The sequence below is a fragment of the Acinetobacter entericus genome, from assembly GCF_026168575.1.
GTDB classification, from domain to species: Bacteria; Pseudomonadota; Gammaproteobacteria; order Pseudomonadales; family Moraxellaceae; genus Acinetobacter; species Acinetobacter bouvetii.
Genome location: NZ_JAPEQW010000073.1, coordinates 1 through 3,371 on the forward strand (window position 1 = coordinate 1; position 3,371 = coordinate 3,371).

At 43.1% G+C, this 3,371-nt stretch carries 5 protein-coding genes and 1 pseudogene; all 6 read left to right on the forward strand.

Going from position 1 to position 3,371, the window contains the following annotated elements; genetic code table 11:
* A pseudogene (locus OKC24_RS19265) lies at nucleotides 1–1,258 on the forward strand (hypothetical protein); the annotation flags it as partial.
* Entirely contained in the window at nucleotides 1,251–1,487 is a 237-nt protein-coding gene (locus OKC24_RS19270; protein WP_130149025.1) for a hypothetical protein, read from the forward strand. The pseudogene OKC24_RS19265 and the gene OKC24_RS19270, both read left to right, overlap by 8 nt.
* Before the next feature lie 43 nt (nucleotides 1,488–1,530).
* The gene (locus OKC24_RS19275; RefSeq protein WP_265466243.1) at nucleotides 1,531–1,914 is read left to right on the forward strand and encodes a hypothetical protein; all 384 of its coding nucleotides are present in this window, start codon (nucleotides 1,531–1,533) and stop codon (nucleotides 1,912–1,914) included.
* A gap of 101 nt (nucleotides 1,915–2,015) precedes the next feature.
* Complete coding sequence (locus OKC24_RS19280; protein ID WP_130149035.1) at nucleotides 2,016–2,213, forward strand: hypothetical protein; 198 nt, start codon at nucleotides 2,016–2,018, stop codon at nucleotides 2,211–2,213.
* Nucleotides 2,214–2,281: 68 nt separating this feature from the next.
* Entirely contained in the window at nucleotides 2,282–2,449 is a 168-nt protein-coding gene (locus OKC24_RS20195; RefSeq protein ID WP_444861075.1) for a DUF7940 domain-containing protein, read from the forward strand.
* A complete protein-coding gene (locus OKC24_RS19285) occupies nucleotides 2,449–3,216 on the forward strand; it encodes an N-acetylmuramoyl-L-alanine amidase (protein WP_265466244.1) in 768 nt (255 codons plus the stop codon). Before OKC24_RS20195 ends, OKC24_RS19285 begins: the two co-directional genes overlap by 1 nt.
* Nucleotides 3,217–3,371 lie beyond the last annotated feature (155 nt).

Below are 3,371 nucleotides of genomic sequence, written 5' to 3' on the forward strand. Positions count from 1 at the left end.
GGCGCATGTATTTGAACAGCAATTTTCATTTGAGTGGGATAAAGGTCTGCTGATCATCACAGATACATTTTTGCCGTGGGATAAAGCCAAAGCAATTCATTATCGCAAGCATGCTGTAGAGCCATGGCCAGAGCCACAATTGCCAAAATATAGCGGCAGCACAGATTTGAATTTCATCTGTCTATGCCATGAAGTTGATTCCCATAATTTAGTGCTGAATTTTGGCGCTGATGACTGTATTCCAGCAATAACGAATCAAAAAGGATGGTATATCTTGAATAGTTTATCTGTCACTCGCCTAGATAATGGCGAGAAAATTAATGTGCTGGATGGAAATTACAGCACAGATCGAAGCCGTTGGTGTTGGTCGTATAGCTTGACTGTACCTGCCTCTGAGGTTGAAAAACTTGAGCCAATTGCAGGACAGCCAGTGATTCTGCAGATCACAGTGAATGGCAATGTGCATCACATGCTGTATGAATCAAAGTCGGTGTCACGACAGTTTGCAAAAGAAACATGGACACTTAAAGGCCGAAGCCAGTCCGCATTGCTTAGTGCGGACTACTCACCGCTGCGCTCATTCCTGCAAGAAAATGAACGGACATCTGTGCAGCTCTGCCAAGCTGAGATCGATCGTGCAAATAGCAGCACGTTGCTCGATTGGCAGTTGATTGATGAATTGGGCTGGATTGTTGAGAACGAGAGCCTCACTTATACAAACTTGGCGCCAATTGATGGCATTAAGATGGTTGTTGAGGCAGGCGGCGGCTTTATTTACAGCGAACGCGCAGCCAACCAAATCACAATTAGACCGAAATACAAAAAATCAGCTTGGGATTCAATGTCTATCAATGACTACGACAAGCTTTTACCTGAAAGCTTAGTTTTGGATCACAGCATTGATGAAGTTGAACTTGATAGCTTTAACGGCATGACACTCACTAATGCCAAGAATGCTAATACATTTCAGGTTAAGCGGATTGGCACAGCTGGCGAAGTATTAAAAGAAACCGTATCAAATGCAATGTTTGATGCCGTGAGTGCTGGAAGCTTTGCTAAGGCCGAGTTATCGCGCTTCGGTAAAGTTGAAGATCATACTTTTACGACACCAATCAATGCTCAATTCAATGAATGCACACCATGGCAAACACTAGCCTTTAATGGCAGCTGGTGGGGCATTGTTGATGCTGTTGATGTGCGCTTTAGCCACAAAGAAGTGAAGCAAACAGTCAAAGTGGAGCGTGTTCTAAATGAGTAGCAATCCACTAAAGAAGCTGCGTGATTTACTCAATCCGCAGCAGGCAGAATATGTCGGCACGATCACGAGTGTCAGCCATCCAAATTATAAAGTGCTGGTTGCTGATAATTCGGGTTTAGTTCTATGTACCAGTAATGTTGTTTATGCCTTGGGTGCCAAGGTCTTTATTTCAAATGGAGAGATTAAGAGGCCAGCGCCGGCGGGCAGTGTTACGCAAATTGAAATCTAGCACCGAAAGGTGCTTTTTTATTGCCAAAAATTAGGGGAAATTAATGGAGCCAGTCTCTACAAGCGGGCTTGCCGCGTTTTTAAAGTTTTACGGAGCAGCCGTGGCTGTCACATTAGCCATCTGCTTGGTTGCAACAGTTGTCATCATGATGAGGCTGCCGCGTTCGCCGCAGGAATGGGCTGTGGGTTTGATTTGCACGGTCGTCTCAAGCCTCACCGGCGGTGCATTCATTATCGTGAAATGGGGCCTGCATGAATGGGTAACGGATATTTGGGGGATGATCGCCTTGGGCGGCTTCTACTTTGTATGCGGCTTACCGGGCTGGGCAGTTGTGCGGTGGACATTTAACTTCATCAACAAGCAGGAAGGGAAAACGATTGTTGAAGTTGTGAAAGAACTTAAAAACGTAAAGAATGACTTGGATTAGTAAGGTTACAAAAAATATGTGATATTAATCACAATATCTATTGAATATGGTACTAATACGCAATAATATTGCCACTTGGTATTTTTAAGAAGGGCTTATTGATGAATGCAATTTTATGGGATGGCGAAAGTATATTTCCTGAAAAGGTTGAATTATTTAAGAAATTCTTAAAAAAGTACCTCAAATCTTTAGACGGTGCAGAACTTCTGGAAGGTAAGCCCTTTCATTATGATCTTGAAAATGATGAATTTTTAAATTCAGAGATTCAAGAATATTATCATCTGTGGTCTATTGCTTAGTAGCGTGACACAACAAATCCATTTATACCGCCATTTCGGCGGTTTTTTTATGCCTATAGGAAAGTGAAATGAAATTAATCGATGATTGGAAGCAGGCTTGGAAACTCAAGTCAGTACAGGTAGGCGCAGCAAGCGCCTTTTTTTATGCCCTGATTTTACTTTCGGAGCAGTTTTTAAGTGTCTGGAATGTCATTCCTCAGGAGCTGAAAAACAAGATTCCTGAAAGCATTGNTTAATCGATGATTGGAAGCAGGCTTGGAAACTCAAGTCAGTACAGGTAGGCGCAGCAAGCGCCTTTTTTTATGCCCTGATTTTACTTTCGGAGCAGTTTTTAAGTGTCTGGAATGTCATTCCTCAGGAGCTGAAAAACAAGATTCCTGAAAGCATTGGCGAATGGGTGGGGATGTTTGTTGGTGTTGCGATGGTGCTTGCGCGCTTGAAAAAGCAGCCGGAACTGCATGGAGATATTAAGCCCTTTGTGACGATTACAGCAGGGCATAGTAATGTTGATCCAGGTGCTGTGAATGGCAAATATAACGAAGCAGAATTGGTTCGTCAGTTCCGTAATGCTGTAGCGCATTATTTAGCTGTTGCAGGTTTAGAATTCAAAACAGATGGTACAGGTACTATTAATTTGCCACTGACTAACGCTATTGCGCTCGCAAAGGGCGCTTCACTTGCAGTGGAATTCCACATGAATGCAGCTGCAAGCAAGTCTGCTAATGGTGTTGAAACAATTGCACTGCCTAAAGATAAGGTATTGGCCCAAAAGCTATCCGTTGCCGTGGCCAATGTTTTTGGTAGTCGCTTACGTGGTGATAACGGCTGGATTGATCAGTCGCAGTCAGCACGTGGAAGGCTTGGCTTTATTAATGCTGGCGGGTTGATTGTAGAGCTTGGCTTCATCTCGAATGAAGCAGAGCTTGCTGAATTTAATTTAAAGTATTGGTCGGCCGCAAAAGCAGTAGCACAAGTAATTATTGAACATGAAAAAGACGCTTAATCTTTTAACGCTGTGCATCCTGCTCTCAGGCTGCACAGCGCGTTCGATTTCTACAAAAGTTCATGTCACTGTATGTCTGCAGTGTGTGAATTGAAAAACCCTCAAGTGAGGGCTTGTTATTCACCAATTAAAATGTCTATGCGATAAACCATTTA

Bases quoted from the DNA above. Each gene is read 5' to 3' on its own strand.
- OKC24_RS19270 (WP_130149025.1), top strand. From the start codon at position 1,251: ATGAGTAGCAATCCACTAAAGAAGCTGCGTGATTTACTCAATCCGCAG.
- OKC24_RS19280 (WP_130149035.1), top strand. From the start codon at position 2,016: ATGAATGCAATTTTATGGGATGGCGAAAGTATATTTCCTGAAAAGGTT.
- OKC24_RS19275 (WP_265466243.1), top strand. From the start codon at position 1,531: ATGGAGCCAGTCTCTACAAGCGGGCTTGCCGCGTTTTTAAAGTTTTAC.